11 protein-coding genes and 2 pseudogenes are annotated in these 15,317 nt (G+C 73.0%); 3 read left to right on the top strand and 10 right to left on the bottom strand.

Annotation, left to right across the window (positions count from 1 at the left end):
- Positions 1-62: 62 nt before the first annotated feature.
- Both IO29_RS13925 and IO29_RS13920 read right to left on the bottom strand, forming a co-directional pair.
- A pseudogene (locus IO29_RS13925) lies at positions 63-1,983 on the bottom strand (hypothetical protein).
- A 237-nt stretch (positions 1,984-2,220) separates the two neighbouring features.
- Positions 2,221-2,994: a TetR/AcrR family transcriptional regulator gene (locus tag IO29_RS13920; protein ID WP_051707953.1), complete on the bottom strand. Its 774-nt coding sequence runs from the start codon at positions 2,992-2,994 to the stop codon at positions 2,221-2,223.
- 124 nt (positions 2,995-3,118) lie between these two features.
- Here IO29_RS13920 and IO29_RS13915 point away from each other — a divergent pair, with 124 nt between their 5' ends.
- Entirely contained in the window at positions 3,119-4,792 is a 1,674-nt protein-coding gene (locus IO29_RS13915; RefSeq protein ID WP_078618505.1) for a carboxylesterase/lipase family protein, read from the top strand.
- A 34-nt stretch (positions 4,793-4,826) separates the two neighbouring features.
- Here IO29_RS13915 and IO29_RS13910 read toward each other — a convergent pair whose 3' ends face one another.
- Positions 4,827-7,952 (bottom strand): alpha-N-acetylglucosaminidase, encoded by a 3,126-nt coding sequence (locus tag IO29_RS13910; protein ID WP_030382558.1) that lies wholly within the window; start codon positions 7,950-7,952, stop codon positions 4,827-4,829.
- A gap of 112 nt (positions 7,953-8,064) precedes the next feature.
- On the opposite strand from IO29_RS13910, the gene IO29_RS13905 reads away from it, so the two are divergent.
- Positions 8,065-8,484 carry a hypothetical protein gene (locus IO29_RS13905; protein ID WP_030382559.1) on the top strand — a complete coding sequence of 140 codons (420 nt, stop codon included), beginning with the start codon at positions 8,065-8,067 and terminating at the stop codon, positions 8,482-8,484.
- A 105-nt stretch (positions 8,485-8,589) separates the two neighbouring features.
- Here IO29_RS13905 and IO29_RS13900 read toward each other — a convergent pair.
- The 7 genes and pseudogenes from IO29_RS13900 to IO29_RS13875 all read right to left on the bottom strand — a co-directional run bounded on the left by IO29_RS13900 (position 8,590) and on the right by IO29_RS13875 (position 14,744).
- Positions 8,590-9,661 (bottom strand): annotated as a pseudogene (locus IO29_RS13900) (DUF1996 domain-containing protein).
- Positions 9,662-10,298: 637 nt separating this feature from the next.
- Positions 10,299-11,312 carry an NAD-dependent epimerase/dehydratase family protein gene (locus IO29_RS13895; protein WP_078618506.1) on the bottom strand — a complete coding sequence of 338 codons (1,014 nt, stop codon included), beginning with the start codon at positions 11,310-11,312 and terminating at the stop codon, positions 10,299-10,301.
- Positions 11,313-11,375: 63 nt separating this feature from the next.
- Positions 11,376-11,981 (bottom strand): winged helix-turn-helix domain-containing protein, encoded by a 606-nt coding sequence (locus IO29_RS13890; RefSeq protein WP_030382561.1) that lies wholly within the window; start codon positions 11,979-11,981, stop codon positions 11,376-11,378.
- Between the two features lie 130 nt (positions 11,982-12,111).
- Entirely contained in the window at positions 12,112-12,234 is a 123-nt protein-coding gene (locus IO29_RS40025) for a hypothetical protein (RefSeq protein WP_086010902.1), read from the bottom strand.
- A gap of 124 nt (positions 12,235-12,358) precedes the next feature.
- Positions 12,359-13,396 carry a glutamine synthetase gene (glnII, locus tag IO29_RS13885; RefSeq protein WP_030382562.1) on the bottom strand — a complete coding sequence of 346 codons (1,038 nt, stop codon included), beginning with the start codon at positions 13,394-13,396 and terminating at the stop codon, positions 12,359-12,361.
- 218 nt (positions 13,397-13,614) lie between these two features.
- Complete coding sequence (locus IO29_RS13880) at positions 13,615-14,271, bottom strand: RlpA-like double-psi beta-barrel domain-containing protein (protein ID WP_030382563.1); 657 nt, start codon at positions 14,269-14,271, stop codon at positions 13,615-13,617.
- Between the two features lie 113 nt (positions 14,272-14,384).
- Positions 14,385-14,744, bottom strand: coding sequence for an arsenate reductase family protein (locus IO29_RS13875; RefSeq protein WP_030382564.1), 360 nt, complete (start codon positions 14,742-14,744; stop codon positions 14,385-14,387).
- A gap of 224 nt (positions 14,745-14,968) precedes the next feature.
- Here IO29_RS13875 and IO29_RS13870 point away from each other — a divergent pair, with 224 nt between their 5' ends.
- Complete coding sequence (locus IO29_RS13870) at positions 14,969-15,283, top strand: hypothetical protein (protein WP_030382565.1); 315 nt, start codon at positions 14,969-14,971, stop codon at positions 15,281-15,283.
- Positions 15,284-15,317 lie beyond the last annotated feature (34 nt).

Here is a 15,317-nt window from a genome sequence, read left to right as displayed (position 1 = left end):
GACGGTGTCTCCGCGCGGCGGCCCGCCGAGGGCGGGCCGCACGTGGGTACGGGGTGCGTGCCCTACCGCAGGCGGTTCAGGGTCCGGCCGCCGTCCAGTGTCGCGGTGAGCTCGGGCTTGGCGTCCGGCTTGGCCGGCAGGGACAGGGTGTGGCCCTCCGCCTCGCCCGTGAGCGTGCCGGTGGCCCGTACGGTGGTGGCCGCGCGGTCGGCGGCGGCCAGCAGGTACCACGCGTCGGCGTCCGACTTCCACAGCACGCCCGCCAGGACGTGCGGGTCCTTCGGGCCGCAGGCCGGGTCGTCCTGCGCCTTCGCCGCCACCGCCCCGTACGCCGAGGACGGCGCCCGGAACTGGGCCAGCGCCCGCGCGCCCTCGCCCCGCCAGGTCTCCGCCCGGGTGCACACCCACGTTCCGTCGCCGCTGCCGTCGGGCAGGGGCTGGCGCGCGTACTGCCAGGCGTTGACCGAGCGCACGCCCTGCGCGCGCTCCGCCGCCAGCGAGCAGGCGAAGGGCGCCCAGGCGCGCAGCGCCGCCGCTCCGGCCGCCTCGCGCGGTGCCGACGGGCGGCCGACGGTCAGATGGGCGGGGGTGAGCTCCCCGAGGTCCGTCATCAGACGGGCGTCGCCCGAGCGGTCGGTGAGCTGGAGGACGTTCCAGGAGGTGCAGGCGCCGGGGTGGGTGGCCGGGCTGGCCAGCGGTGAGGTCGTCCCGTCGGCCTTCAGGTGCAGGTCCATCACCCCGGCCGTCGGCTTCATCAGGTCCCGCTCGCCCGCCTTCTCGACCCAGGGGGCCGTCAGATAGCGGACGTTGCCGTCGGCGCGGCCGAGGACCACCGCGGTGGCCTCCGCGCGGCCGGCGCCGTCGACCCGGGCGAAGTCCAGCGCGGCGCCCGCCGTGCCGGACGTCGGCTCGGCGTACCGGACGATGCGCAGGCCGTCGTAGAACAGCACCACGCGGGCGGAGTCGACCTTCCCCGCGTACAGCAGCTGCGGCGGTCCGGCCGGGCCGCCCGAGGGGGAGCCCGGGGTCACGGACACCTGCACCGACCCGCCGGGGCGCGCCCACACCGCGAGCGCGCGGCGCAGCAGCGCGGTGTCGTCGACGGCGTCGCCGCGCGCGGGCCAGGCGGAGAAGTCGGTGCGCGGTGACGTCTTCCACGCCGTGGGGGCCGCCTTCGTCAGCCGGCCGGGGTCCAGCGCTGCCTGCGCGGACGGGTTCTGCGCGTAGGCCGGGGCGGCGGCGCCGTCCGGGCCCCAGCCGCCGTCCGGCCACGCCAGCAGCGCCCCGCAGACGGCGACGGCCGCCGCCGCGGCGAGCGCGGCGCGGGTGTGCTGGCGGCGGCGCATCAGGTCGGTGGGGCGGGCGTGCAGCGTGCAGGGGTCGAACTCGGGGGAGCCGAGCAGCATCTCCTGCGCGGGGACGGTGGCCGCCTCCGCGAGCGCGGCGGCCGGGTCCGCGACGCCGGCCGCGGCCAGGACGTCGCGGAGCGCGGCGTCCGGCAGCCGGTCCAGGCCGCGCAGGACGTAGGCCGCGCGGGCCGGGGCGGAGAGCGCGGACAGGGCCTTGTCCAGGGCGGGTTCGTCGGCGCCGCCCGGGCGGGGGAAGAGCTTCAGGCCGCGGAGCTGGGGGAGCAGGGGCGGGAGTTGGGCCCGCCTGGGCCAGGCGCGGAAGGTGAGGGGGCGGGCGGCGTCGAGGGCGGTGCGGATGACGCGGGTGCGGACGAGGGTGTAACCGGGGTCGGTGTCGCGGGACTTGGCGCCGCCGGCCGTGGGGGGGGATGCGGGGGTGGGGGGTGGGGGGGCGGCCGTGGGGGAGGGCGCGTTGGACCAGGGCGTGTGCGGTGAGGACGCGGCGGTTGCGGCCGAGGGTGGCGGGGAGGGTGAGGTAGGCGAGGCGGGTGAGGCGGGGGTAGTGCTCGATGAGGGCGGCCTCGGCGGTGGTGACGTCGATGGCGGGGCGGGGGGCGACATCCTGTGACTGCACGTTCAGCGCAACGAGCGAACGGCGACGAGGTCACCGGGTTGCCTTTCGGGGGCGGGGGGTCCGCCCTGTGTCGGGGAGGGGGTCCGCCCGGTGCCGGGGCGGGGGCGTGTGCGGGTACGTCGCGGCTGGTCGCGCAGTTCTCCGCGCCCCAGCGCGGTCAGGCGCGCGCGAGCCGCGGGGGTGCCGTGTCCGTCGGGGCGTGACGCGACGGCCGTACGTTTTCCGGGGCCGAAGCTCTCAGGCGCGGGCTCCTCGACGGCCCCGCGCAGCCGGCTCCGCGGCCGTTTTCGCTGTGACCAGTACGCCGATCCCGTCCAGGATCCGGTCGAGCCCGAAGGTCACGTCATCGTCGACGACGTCGTCGGTGTAGTCGTCGCCGTCCATCATGGACGCCAGGACCGAGTGACCGCGTTCGCGCAGCCGGGGCAGGAGGAACCCGGTCACGGTGTCCGACCGCGTCGGAGTCGCGGTGCCGTACCGCAGGTCGCGACGCATGCCGCCGATCTGCCGCGCATAGCCGTCCAGCACGAACGCACATCTCAAGGCCTCGACGGGGGACAGCCCGGCGCCGGTCAGCACTTTCAGGATCGCCTCGGTCCAGTCCAGCAGGTTCGGCGTCACCGGGGCCCCGCGCACGGGGAGATCGCACAGCCAGGGGTGGACGTCGCACCGGTCGATCATCGCCCGCGTCCACACGTTCGCCGCATCGCGCCAGCCTCCCGTCCCGGACGCCAGGTCCGGCGCCGTACCCCAGGCGGCCTCGGCGACCAGGACCAGCAGCTCGTCCCGGGACCTGACATACCGGTACATCGCGTTGGCGGTCAGCCCTAGCCGCTGGGCGATCCTGGACATCGACAGGGCACCGAATCCGTCCGCATCGGCCAGTTCGACGGCCGCGCCGACGATCTGCTCGATGCTCTGCGTCGGCTTGCGCCCGAGCTTGGTCGTCCTGACGGGCAGGCCCCACGCCAAGGCCAGTCCCGGCGGCAGCCCGGAGTCCTCCGTCGGCATCCGGTGGCCCCCTCCACTCGATCGGGAATCCCTGTCCGGCCGACTCTACCTTGACTTCGTGTATGCCCCACACTTCAATTAGTGTGACCCCCACACGAATAATGGTCGTCAGAGGGAGAGCGATATGGGACCGCGGCACCGACACCACGCGCCGGGCCGGCGCACCTTACGACTCGGCGGTGTCGGCAGTGTGGTGGTGCTGCTGACCGCCGCGTTGCTGTCGAGCTCGGTCGTCGGCGGAAGGGCGGCCGGCGCGCCGTCACCGGATCGCGGGGACAGCGGCCTTGCCGCCTCTCCCGTGGTCCGCACCGACGCCGGCGCCGTCCGCGGCAGGGTCGATGCGACCGCCAGGGTCTTCCAGGGGATCCCGTACGCCGCGCCACCGGTGGGCGACCTGCGCTGGGCCTCGCCGCGACGGGCCGCGCCGTGGCGGGGAGTGCGGGACGCCACCAGGCCGGGCAACCGCTGCGCTCAGGCCGCCGGGCTCATCGACGAGCCCAGCACGACAGAGGACTGCCTGTTCCTCAACGTCACCACGCCGCGCGCCACCGGGAAACGCAAACTGCCGGTGATGGTGTGGATCCACGGCAACGGGTTCATCAGCGGTGCCGCCGGCCTCTACGGCGCGCAGCGGCTGGCCGCCGAGGGCGACGTGATCGTGGTCAGCCCGAACTACCGGCTCGGAGTCTTCGGATTCCTGGCCCACCCGGCGCTCGACCGCGGCAAGGCCCGCAACCTGTCCGGGAACTTCGGCCTGGAGGACCAGCAGGCCGCACTGCGCTGGGTGCGGCGCAACGCCGCGGCCTTCGGCGGCGACCCCGGCAACGTCACGATCTTCGGCGAGTCCGCGGGCGGGACCAGCGTCTGCGCCCAACTCGCCGCGCCGACCTCGGCGGGGCTGTTCCAGCGGGCGATCGTGCAGAGCGCGCAGTGCACCGGTGACAAGTGGTCGCCGGGGCCTCCGACCTGGTTCCCGCTGCCCCGCGCCGACCGTGAGAAGAACGGTCTCGCGGTGGCGGCCGAGGTCGGCTGCGCCGAACCGGTGACCGCGGCAGCCTGCCTGCGCGCCAAGCCCGTCGGTGAACTGGCCAAGTGGTCCGACACCGGTGTCGGGTCGGGTCCCACCGTCGGCGGGGGCTTCCTGCCACTCAGCCCGGAGCGCGCCTTCGCGACCGGTCGCTTCAACCGTGTCCCTGTCATGCAGGGAACCACTCGGGACGAACACCGCCTGTTCACCGCGGCGATCGAGGCCGCCACCGGAAAGGTCACCACTCCGGCCGGCTACCGCGAGCAACTCGCCGCCCTGTTCGGCCCGGCCGACCTGCGGCGAGTCCTGGCCAGGTATCCGGTCGCCCGGTTCCACTCCGCGGGCGAGGCGCTGTCCGCGGTGGTGACCGACTGGGCCTGGGGATGCCCCGCCCAGGACCGGGACCGCGCACTCGCCGCGCACACCCCGGTCTACTCCTACGAGTTCGCGGACGGGACGGCACCCTGGTTCAGCACCCTGCCCGCACCCGACTTCCCCACCGGGGCGTTCCACGGAGCCGAACTGCAATACCTGTTCGACGACGAGCAGCTCCCCGGCCCGCGGACGGCCGCGCAGCGGCGGCTCGCCACGACCATGATCGGCTACTGGAGCCGGTTCGCCGCCGCCGGAGACCCCAACGGCGGCGGACGACCCCGCTGGATGCCCTTCCAGGGCGAGGGGTGGGTGCAATCGCTCGCGACCACCACGATCGGCCGGACCGACCGCGACGCGGAACACCACTGCGCCTTCTGGAAGACCATCCATACGTGACGCCACCAGGGCGGGGCGGCGGGGCCGGGGACACCTACGCGAGCCCCCAGCCGGAGAACCGGACCGTGCCCCGCCCGCCGTCGCCCCCGTTCGTCGCCGTCATGAACAGGCCCACGTCCTGAACGGCCCCGACGCCGGGGACCGGCACCGTCGCCACCGTCCGCCAGGACGGACCCCCGTCCGACGAGAACTCACCCAGGAACGTGTCCCCGTCGCGCGTCAGCCGCAGCAGCACCGGCGCCTTCACCCCCGTCACCCGCCGGTAGGTGTCCAGCGTGCCGTCCCCGTTCGCGTCGTACGACAACACCACCCCGTTCGACGGCGTCACCGCCAGGTTGACGAACCCCCGCGCCCCCGCCGTCGCCAGCGCGTTGCGCGCGACGATCCCGGCCCGTGCCCACGCCCCCGTCACCGCCTGCGCGTCGACCCGCACCGTCACCGACACCCCGTCCCGCAACGCCCCCTCCCGGTACGCCGTGCCGAACTCACTCGTGCCCTTCCACAGATCCGCCCCGCCCCCGTCGATCGCGAAGCGCTCGCCGAGCTGCCCGAAGACGGCGTCGTTGTTCGTGTACGTCCGCCACCCCTCCGCCAGCGGCCCCGCCTCGAACAGCGTGCCGTCGAGGCGGGAGGTCACCCGCTGCTCCCCGCGCGGCCCGTACGTCACGGCGAGGGAGTACGGCAGCTCCCGCAGCGGCTCCTCCAGCGGCGTCCCCGGCGCGCTCGCGCGCCACCGCACCGTGCCGCTCCCACCCGCCGGCACCCCGCTGAGCGATTCGGCCCCCTCCGGCTCCGCGTCGATTCCGGTGAGCGCGAAGTCGACGCGCCCGGTCCCGCGCAGCCCGTTGACGTTGCGGAAGACGGCCGTCACGCGCGCGTGCCCGCCGGGCGGGAAGGCGACCGGGTCGGCGGACACCTCCAGCGCCCCCTGGTACGGCGCCCGCGCCAGCACGTCCCGCACCCGTGCGGCGGTCCGGTAGGCGTCGCCCACCGGCCGCAGCGGATAGTCCTGGCGCTCCCGGGTCCAGGGCTCCTCGAACGCCAACCAGTCCACCGCCGCCGGCTGTGTCCCGGCGGCGAGCGCGTCCTCGCACGCGTCCAGCCACTTCCGCCAGCGCGGGAGGTAGAAGTCGGAGAGCAGGCCGTGCCACTCGCGGTTGGCGTACTCGTGCAGGCTGCCCGCGTCGGAGGTGTCACGGTCGCCCCACACCGTCAGCAGCACCTTGGCGGTACGTTCGAACTCGGCCCGCTCGTCCGCGTTGGTCGCGAGCCGGCGCGCGTCCTCGATCCAGGGGCCCAGCAGGAACGCCGGATGCGTGCCGGTGACGTCGTCGGACAGCCGCATCAGCGTGAGCCACTGCTTGGCCAGCGCCTTGAACGTGGCGGAGTCCTTGCGGTCGAAGGCCGCCCTGAGCTGCGGAAGGTACTGCCGGCTGCGGTGCGCGAGCGCCTGCCGGGCCACGTCGACCAGGTCGTAGCGGTAGGCCGCGCTGCCCCGCCGGTGGCCGGCGACCGCGAGGAGCCCGGCGAGGGCGGCGTCGAAGCGGGCCGGGTCGTAGGTGAGGGCGCTGGGCGCGTACCGGGCGGCACGGGTGGCGGACAGGTCCGGGCGGGCGCAGAAGAGGGAGTCGTGCGGATCGCTGCGCTCGTTCGCGTGCTGCTGGTACGCGGTGTCGTGCAGTGCCCGCCAGGCCCGGCGGGCGCCGGCGTCCCGGCCGCCGTAGCGGAGGTCGGCGTAGGAGTCGAACCACTCCGCGCGGTCGATCACGTCGTCGGTCCAGGCCAGTTCGGAGAAGAGTTCGAAGGCGGCCGGGTCCCGGTCGGTGGCCTCCGGGAGGTACGCCGTGCCGGCGAGCGCGCTGCCGGGCTTGTCGCGCCAGGCGAAGAACTTCTCCTGCCAGATGTGGGCGCGGGCACCGATGGTGGTGCGGCCGCCGAAGTTGGGGATGGTGCCGAACGCGTACGGGGTGCCGCCCCAGTCCTTCTCGCGGTCGGTGACGCTCGCGTAGCGGTCCGAGACGCCGTCGACGATCAGCATCTTCTCCTTGTCGACGGCGTCGAGGAGTTCGGGCAGCGGGTTGGCCTCCCAGCCGAGGATCACCCAGGTGGCGCCGGGGCGGGCGGTGCGCAGCGCCTTCTCGACGCCGCGCGCCGCGTCGGGCACGGGGACGTCGCCCGCGGTGCCGCCCTCGTGCAGCAGGTCCATCTTGAAGTGGGCGGCGGTGCCGAAGACGTCCTCCTGGTGGCGGTAGAAGGAGGCGGCGACCTGCGCGAAGGCGTCCGTGCGCGGATCCAGCCAGTCGGGGCGGTCGAAGCCGTGCCAGGTGCCCTGCGGGACGACGTGCGCGTCGCCGCCGTTGCGGTCCACGAAGTCCTTGGGGACGTGGCCGTAGTAGCCGGGCAGGACGGGGTGCATGCCGAGGGAGCGCAGCCGGTCGGCGATGCGGCGGCCCAGCGCGGCCCGCTTCGCGATCAGCTCGGGGGAGAGGGGGCCGCCGTAGCCGTACAGGTTCTGGAGCAGCCACCACGGCTGGTGGGAGGGGGCCGGGAGCCAGGCGCGGGCCTCCGCGTCGCTGTAGCCGAAGTCCTTCAGGACCCGGTGGTAGACGGCCTCCATGCCGGCGATCACCATGACCTCGTTGCAGCCGTGCGCCGCGAGCAGATCGATCTCGTGCTCCCAGTACGGCCAGTCGGCGTAGGGGGCGGTGTAGCCGTCGTTGGTGTCGTTGAGCGCGAACCGGTGGGGGAGCGCGGTGGATCTCCCGACGAGGCGGGCGGGCGCGGGCAGCCGGTGCGGCAGGTCCAACTGGCTGCCGTTCCAGGCGAGGTGCGCCCCGCAGACGTACTTGAGGTACCAGTGCGTCCCGTGCAGCAGTACGGCGGGCGAGGTGCCGGCCACGCCGATCCGCCCGGTGGTGCCGGTGACCTGGAAGCGGTCGTGCCCGCCGGAGGGGCGCAGGGGCGTCAGGTGGAACTGTGCGGCGTGATCGGGCAGCAGCCGATTGAGCGCGGAGCGCGCCGGAGCCGTATCGAAGGCGGGGCCCCCGCCGGGGGCCCCGGTGGCGTGGGCCGGAACCGTCGTGCTCAAGGCGGTTCCGAGGCCGAGGACACCGGCCGTGCCCAGCACCGTACGTCGCGACGGAAGGTTCGATGAGTCCATCTGTGTGCCCCCTGTGTCGACAGGTGCGGCACGCTAACGGGACGGCCGTCCGTGCTCAACGGTGCGCACGGAGCTGGCGAGTTCACGTCGCCCGAAGGGACCGGAGGAACGGATGAGGTTGACAACTGCGAGGCTCGCGGCGGGCGCGGCCGTGGCCCTGCTGGCGCTGACGGCGTGCGGTGCCGGGAAGGACGGGGCCGCGGCGGAGAAGGTGCCCGCCACGGCGACCGGCAGCCTGGAGGAGATCGCCTCGGACGCGCACTGCGCGCCGGACATGCAGACCGACGCCGACGAGATCCGCCAGGCGATCTGCAAGAACGGTGACGGCAGGTTCGTCCTGGCCACCTTCGCCACCGACCGCGGCCAGCGCGAGTGGGTCAACGAGGCGAAGGACTACGGCGGGTTCTACCTCGTCGGCGCGAAGTGGGTCGCCGTCGGGGACCAGAAGCTGGTCAAGACGCTGCGCGGCACGCTCGGAGGCACGCTGGAGGTGGGCACCAACCACGCGGCGCACGCGAGTCACGAGGGCTGAGCGGGCGGTCCGACCACGGGCGCGGGCAGGCGAAAAGCCGGCGGTGGAATTCCACCGCCGGCTTTCCCGTGGGGGGATCTGTGGGGGAGGTGCGGGACTAGCGGATCACGTGCACTTCCGCCCGGAGTTGATGCAGTTCACCACCTTGTTCATCAGGCCGTCGTCCATGACGCTGATGAAGTCGTCGTGGTCGTTGATCGGCTTGTGCAGCTGTTCCGGGAATCCGTCGACCGCGTAGGCGTTCTTCACCTGGCCGTTCTCGATGGTCGGGGTCGGAAGGTCGTACACCAGGCGCATCGTCAGCTGCGGAATGGCCTTGAAGCCGCCCGCGCAGGCACCATTCGCATCGGCGAACGCGACATGCGTACGGTGGTTGGCGCTGTCGATGTTCTGGCCGTCCCAGCAGCTCTGGAAGGCGAACGAGCGGACCACGTCACTGCCCTCGGAAGTGCGCATTGGCGTTGGCGGGGCCGTTGGTGAAGGCCTTGGCGTCACCGGTGATGATGCGAAGGAACTTCGGCATCGCGACGACCTTGCCGGCCGCGTTGCCGACGTACTTGATCTCGGCCTGCTTGGCCTGGATGATCTTGCCGGCGTTGCCCTCCTTGCCGCCGCCGTCGCTGTTCTGGTCGAAGTCCTGCGTGCCGTCCTGGACGCGGACCACCGGCCAGTAGTACGCCGACTTGTCGCCCTGCTCCTTGCAGGAGGTGTCCGCCGCGGCGAACGTGTCGTTGTTGGAGAAGGCGTTGACGTCCTGGTTGCCGACGTAGTCGTGCAGATGGTGGGCGCCGTTGGTCACGCCGGGCGCCGCGATGACGTTGTCGGTGTTGAAGTTCTTGTTCTCGTTGACCCCGCAGTCCGTGGTGAACGTGCCGGTCGACGCGGACCGGGTGCTGTTCCGGCCGCCCCGGCCGAACCGTCCGGCCTTGCGGGTCTTGGCCTTCTTCGAGACGTTGGGCTGGACCTTGGTGATGTCGACGAAGTCCGCGGCCACCGGGCCGTTGCCGCCCTGACCGCCGTTGCCGGCCTGCTGGCCGCCGTCGCCGTTCTGGTCCTGGCCGCCGTTCTGGTCCTGACCGGCGTTCTGGCCGTCACCGTTCTGGCCGTCGCCGTTCTGGCCGTCGCCGGTGCCGCCCGCGTCGGTCTGGCCGGCGGGTGTGCCGGTGCAGGGCGCCATGGCGTCCAGCGAACCGGGCGCGGTGCCGCCGACCCGCTTGAAGTCGATCTTGATGCGCCCGATCACCGCGGACCGCTTCTCCTTGAGCGGGCCGAGGATCGCGTTCTGTACGAAGTTGGCGTCGTTCGTCTGCGCCCGACGCGTCGACGCGAGCCGCGCGTACGCCTCGGTGATCTGCTTGTCGAGGTTCGCCAGCTCCTTGTCGACATTGGCCTTCGCCCGCCCCGGCACGTCGGTCAACTTCTGGCCGACGTCCGGGCAGGAGATCGTGGCCACCTGTGCTCCGGCGGCCTTGGTCCGGTTCTGGCCCGAGTTCTCCTCGTGCGCAGAAGCATAGAAGTTCGCCCAGATCAGCCCGCCCCCACCGAGCGCTAGGGCCGCCGATGCGGCTATGGCCTTGGTGGCCAGCGACGAGCGGCGTTTTCTTGTGTTGCGTCCCATGGAACTCCTCTGACTTCCTTGGCGGGGCGGAGGCGCCCGACAGGAGTGAAGCGGCTCCATTTCATACGGGAGGGGCTCGTGGGGCGTTCAGGGACGCCGGAAAAAACTTGGCGCGCATACTTTGAATGAGGTTCAGCCAGAGACGAGTTGACGAACCATCGGGGATTTCGGAAAGGACTTCTCACCTGGTCACCGGTCAGGCTTCGGCGGTGCCCGACGAGGCCGCCAGTACCTTCGCCTCCACCGCCGGATCCAGGCCCACCCCCGGCCGGTCCGCCCGCCGCGGCGCGGGTCCGTCCAGGGCGCGCAGCCACGCCCACGTGTCGGCGACCGTCTCGGCGACCTCGCGGTGCCGCAGCCCCTCGCGCACCGCGCGGGAGACGTCCATCGAGTAGACCGAGGTCTCCAGCTCGCTCCCGCGCGGCACCCACACCGGGAGCTGCGTCCAGGGTTCGATCCCGGCCGCGAGGACCGCCTCGGGCGCGGTCCAGCGCAGCCGCGTCGTGCCGCCCGTCACCCGGACGCAGGCGTCCAGCAGCTCGCCCATGGTGGCCCGGTCCCGCGTCCCCGCCACGTTGTACGGCCCGCTCGACCCCCGTTCGACGGCCGACAGCATCCACTCGGCGAGGTCCCGGGCGTCCACGTACGGCACCGCCAACTCCCGTGGCCCCGGGGCGAGTACGTCGCCGCCCCGGGCGATGCGGTGCAGCCACCACGGCAGCCGGCCGACGTTCTCGTACGGGCCGAGGATCAGTCCGGCCCGTACGAGCAGCGAGGCGTCCGCGCCGAACGACTCGACCGCCGCCAGCTCGCCGCCCCGCTTGTCCCGGTCGTAGTCGGTCTCTTCCGCCCCGGCGTCCGCGCCGTCCACCGTCGGCATGTCCTCGGCGAAGCCGGCGGGCCGCGGCCACTCGTACACCGAGCAGCTCGACACGTACGCGTAGCGGCCGGCCCGCCCCGCCAGCAGCCGGGCCGTCTCCCGTACGGCGCGTGGCGCGCCCGACCAGGTGTCGACGACCGCGTCCCAGGTGCCGTCGGCCAGCGCGGCGAGTCCGTCGGGGGCGGTGCGGTCACCGAGCAGCGCACGCGCGCCCTGGGGTGCGTCGTTGCGGCCCCGGTGGAAGAGGGTCACCTCCCAGCCGCGGCGCACCGCCGCCTCCACCACGGCCCGGCCCACGAATTCCGTCCCGCCCAGCATCAGCAGTCTCATGCCGACGACCGTGCCCGGGCGGGCCGGGGACCGAACGCAGTTCTGCTGACAGGAGAGGGGGGCTCAGACGCCGGTCGGCGGGGTGTACTTGTAGCCGACGCGGCGGACGGTCTGGATCGCCATGCGGTGCTCCGCGCCCAGCTTGCGCCGCAGCCGGGCGATGTGGACGTCGACGGTGCGGCCGTCGCCCACGTGCCCGTAGCCCCACACGGTGGTGACGAGCTGGTCCCGCGTGTGCACCCGGTGGGGGTGGGCGACGAGGTGTGCCAGCAGTTCGAACTCCAGGTATGTCAGGTCGAGTTGGCGTCCCGCCACCTCGGCGGTGCGGCGCACCGGGTCGACGCGGACCAGTGGGGTGCCGGAGGGCTCGCTCCGCTCCGGGGCGGCGTCGGAGGCCGGGTGCTCCGGGGTGTCGGGCACCGCGGCGGGGGCGAACGGCGGCTGCTGTCCGGCCGGGACGAGGACCAGATAGCCGACCATCGGCGGCCGGCCCGGCAGCGCGGGGAGGGTGTGCGGGGGAGCGGGCAGCCAGGTGGCGCCGGGCGGCAGGAAGTCGGCGATCTCGACCACCTCGTCCCGGTCGACGGCGCGCAGCCGGTGGCGCTGGGGGCCGCGGGCGGCGGGGGCGGTGACGGAGGAGGCGGTGGAGAGGGAAGGGGTGGTCGCCATGAGACGTCAGCTCTTTCGCGCGAGGGGTTCGACGGAAGGCTCGACGCGCGGGACGTGGCGCGGGTGACCCGGCTGCCGGGGCGTCGAGGGAAGGCGTCTTGTCGCGCCGGCCGAAGACCGGGATACGGCGTCAGAGGGCCGGCGCGTTCGTCGCGCGGCAACACACCCGGTCGAAGTCGTGGTGCTGACGGGACGGCCAGAAGGGCTCCAGGTCGTGGCGACCTGTCGCGGTGCGCTGCTGAATGCCGGCCATGCTCACATTGAAGCAGACGCCCGCCGCCGAGGGCAGCCTCCTCTCACAGCGTGGACGCCGGGGACGTGCGAAGGGGCGCCCACCACCGTGACGGTGAGCGCCCCTCGTGGCGGTCGGCCGGTCGTCAGACCTGGCCGGCCTTCTCCAGTGCCGTGCAGCACGTGTCGACCAGCAGCCGCGTCACCACGTACGGGTCGACGTTGGCGTTCGGGCGGCGGTCCTCGATGTACCCCTTGCGGTCCTGCTCGACCTGCCAGGGGATACGGACCGAGGCGCCGCGGTCGGAGACACCGTAGGAGTACTCGTTCCACGGGGCCGTCTCGTGCAGACCGGTGAGGCGGTCGTCGATCCCGGCGCCGTAGTTCTTGACGTGGTCCATCGGCTTGGAGCCCTCGCCGAGCGACTCGCACGCCGTGATGATCGCGTCGTACCCCTCGCGCATGGCCTTCGTCGAGAAGTTGGTGTGCGCGCCCGCGCCGTTCCAGTCGCCCTTGACCGGCTTGGGGTCGAGGGTGGCGGAGACCTCGAAGTCCTCGGCGGTGCGGTAGAGCAGCCAGCGGGCGACCCACAGCTGGTCGGAGACCTCCAGCGGGGCCAGCGGGCCGACCTGGAACTCCCACTGGCCGGGCATCACCTCGGCGTTGATGCCGGAGATGCCGAGACCGGCCTTGAGGCAGTTCTCCAGGTGCGCCTCGACGACGTCACGGCCGAAGATCTCGTCCGAGCCGACGCCGCAGTAGTAGCCGCCCTGCGCGGCCGGGAAGCCGCCCTCGGGGAAGCCGAGCGGGCGGGAGCCCTTGAAGAACGTGTACTCCTGCTCGATGCCGAAGATGGGCTCCTGCGCGGCGAACCGCTCGGCGGTCTCGGCCAGCGCGGCGCGGGTGTTGGACTCGTGCGGCGTCAGATCCGTGTTGAGCACCTCGCACAGCACCAGGACGTCGTCGCCGCCGCGGATCGGGTCGGGACAGACGAAGACGGGCTTGAGCACGCGGTCCGAGGCGTGGCCCTCGGCCTGGTTGGTGGAGGACCCGTCGAAGCCCCAGTACGGCAGGTCGGCGGCGGTGGACGTCTTCTCGGAGGAGGCCATGATCTTGGTCTTGGACCGGAGCTTGGCGGTCGGCTCGGTGCCGTCGATCCAGATGTACTCAGCCTTGAAGGTCACGGGCCACGTCCTTCGGGAGTCCGGCCGGGGCGGTGCGGGGCCGCGCGGCGGGTGCGGGTGCGGGTGCGGGTGCGGCACGCGGCGCTGCGGCACTGGGGCGTCGCGTGGTGCTTCGAGGCTGTCAACAGGCGGTTTCCCGGCCGTTGCCCGTAGGTGAACGCCGTGTTACCCGCGGCGGCTGTGCGCGGCGTCACGGCCGCCGGGGGCGTCGCCTGGGCCTACCCCACCTTCTCGATGAGCGCGCGGCGGATGAGGAACTTTCCGGACTCCCGCACCTGTTCGAAGGCCGCGTCGTTCAGCAGGACGCAGCTGCCGGAGACGGAGGTGACCTCCACGGTGGTCGACTTGTCGTTGTCCAGGTTGGTCACCTTGAGCTTCGTACCGGCCGGGAACTGGTTGCTGGACGCGGCGGGGGCGCCGTCCTCGCCGGAGAGCGTCACGGTCGAGCCCTCGCAGACCTGCTCGCCGGCGGCTGCCGCGTCGCCGCCGCCGGCCTGGGCCGGGGGCGGCGACGCGGGTTCCGTCGCGCCCTGCGTCGGGGGTTGCGCGGCGGCGGTCGGGGAGCCCTGAGCCGACTCCCCGACCTCGCAGCCGGACGCCTCCTGTTTGCGCTGGATCTCCGCGATCACCGCCTCGCGGTTGGCGATCCGGGCCTCCGACTGGGCGTCGGGCGCGGCCCGTTGGCCCTCGATGAACTTCTGGTTGTTGCCCAGCGCGGTGGCCAGTCCCTGGCAGACGGTGGAGGTGGCCGCGTTCCGCACGGGCGCCGCGTTCGACGTGGCGGCCAGGGCGAAGGCCCCGCCGCCCGCCATCGTCGCGGCACAGACCAGAAGCGCGATCTTCTTCTTCGTACCGAGCTTTCTCCTGCGCGACATGCGCGCCTCCTGGGAGGTAGGGGAGCGTACGCCGCTATGTACGAGATCCCGAACAGGAGCTGCTCAGCGGTCACAGGAGTCGCACAAGTGACCTGTGCCACACGGGCTCCGGCTCAGCGCGACAGCGCGTCGCGTACGGCGTCCTCGGTGCGGGCGACCACGGCGGTGCCGTCGTCGGCGGCGATGATCGGCCGCTGGATCAGCTTCGGGTGCTCCGCGAGCGCCCGCACCCAGCGGTCGCGGGACGCGGGGTCCTTCGGCCAGTCCTTGACGCCGAGTTCCCCGGCCTCGGCCTCGCCGGTCCGCACGAGGTCCCACGGTTCGAGCCCGAGGCGCTGGAGCACCTGACGGATCTCGTCCTCGCTCGGTACGTCCTCCAGGTAACGGCGGACGGTGTAGTCGGCGCCCTCGGCGTCGAGCAGGGTGAGCGCGCTGCGGCACTTGGAACAGGCGGGGTTGATCCAGATCTCCATGCGGGACACGGTAGCGGTGGTCTCCCGGCTCCTCGGCCCCCGGAGGTCCCATGCGCACCGGGGTTCCCACGGACCCCCGACACCCCCCAACTCCCGTCCTGACCTGGCCTTTTGGCGTCGCCGTGGCCCTCCGATTGTCAGTGCCGGGCAGTAGAATAGAAGCAGTGTTCGAGGCCGTCGCCGGAGGTTCCGGACGGTGTCCCGACCGCGACAGGAGGATGCCCGTGCCCGCTGCCACCCTCACGTCCACGCCGTTGCCCACCCAGTCGACCGCCGCGCGGCAGGTCCCGCTGGACCTGCCGTACGCCCCCGTCACCAAGCGCCCGCTCCCGGCGGGGCGGCCCCGCGAGTGGTACGTCACCCACAACCGCCGGCTGAAGGCGATGCGGCTGGCGATCGCGCTGCTCGACTCCGGGGTGTACATGCCGAACCAGGCGCGGGACGAGGTGATCCACCGGACGGCGGCGCTGATCGGCGTCCACCCGCCGTCGGAGCGCACGTGCCACATGGTCCGCGCGCTGCTCCGCTACACCCGCTGAACAGAGGGCTCCGCCCCCGACCCCGGCCACTCAA

Source organism: Streptomyces sp. NRRL F-6676 (assembly GCF_000725625.1).
GTDB lineage: Bacteria > Actinomycetota > Actinomycetes > Streptomycetales > Streptomycetaceae > Streptomyces.
The sequence above is the reverse complement of the archived record's forward strand: the minus strand, read 5'-3'. Positions and strand labels throughout refer to the sequence as shown.

Bases quoted from the DNA above. Each gene is read 5' to 3' on its own strand.
- IO29_RS13920 (WP_051707953.1), bottom strand. From the start codon at position 2,994: ATGCCGACGGAGGACTCCGGGCTGCCGCCGGGACTGGCCTTGGCGTGG.
- IO29_RS13915 (WP_078618505.1), top strand. From the start codon at position 3,119: ATGGGACCGCGGCACCGACACCACGCGCCGGGCCGGCGCACCTTACGA.
- IO29_RS13910 (WP_030382558.1), bottom strand. From the start codon at position 7,952: ATGGACTCATCGAACCTTCCGTCGCGACGTACGGTGCTGGGCACGGCC.
- IO29_RS13905 (WP_030382559.1), top strand. From the start codon at position 8,065: ATGAGGTTGACAACTGCGAGGCTCGCGGCGGGCGCGGCCGTGGCCCTG.
- IO29_RS13895 (WP_078618506.1), bottom strand. From the start codon at position 11,312: ATGAGACTGCTGATGCTGGGCGGGACGGAATTCGTGGGCCGGGCCGTG.
- IO29_RS13890 (WP_030382561.1), bottom strand. From the start codon at position 11,981: ATGGCGACCACCCCTTCCCTCTCCACCGCCTCCTCCGTCACCGCCCCC.
- IO29_RS40025 (WP_086010902.1), bottom strand. From the start codon at position 12,234: ATGGCCGGCATTCAGCAGCGCACCGCGACAGGTCGCCACGACCTGGAG.
- IO29_RS13880 (WP_030382563.1), bottom strand. From the start codon at position 14,271: ATGTCGCGCAGGAGAAAGCTCGGTACGAAGAAGAAGATCGCGCTTCTG.
- IO29_RS13875 (WP_030382564.1), bottom strand. From the start codon at position 14,744: ATGGAGATCTGGATCAACCCCGCCTGTTCCAAGTGCCGCAGCGCGCTC.